The 255-nt window shown below is 35.7% G+C and carries 1 pseudogene; it reads left to right on the top strand.

The features are described from left to right. A pseudogene (locus tag ACEO2X_RS14580) lies at window positions 1–255 on the top strand (IS701 family transposase); the annotation flags it as partial.

Raw genomic sequence — 255 nt, 5'->3', positions numbered from 1 at the left:
CGACTGGAAATCTAAAAACCATAAGAAAATATGGTATTCGATTTATGTTTGGTATCGACTGTAACCGTAAGGTTTCCCCAGAAAAAGGACAATGGTTTCAACTGCGTTTATTGCCAAATTTCCATCAAGGTCAAGTGGTCTGGCTCAAAGATTTTGGCTTTGTACAATTATTTAAGACTCAGTTAAAAGAACAGCAGAGGTTTTATATTGTGCATCAAGATGAAGATGATTTATTGTCCTTTGAGGGTTTTCATG

The organism is Acinetobacter sp. AL9, from assembly GCF_041464035.1.
In the GTDB taxonomy this organism is placed as follows: Bacteria; Pseudomonadota; Gammaproteobacteria; order Pseudomonadales; family Moraxellaceae; genus Acinetobacter; species Acinetobacter towneri.
The sequence above is the reverse complement of the archived record's forward strand: the minus strand, read 5'-3'. Positions and strand labels throughout refer to the sequence as shown.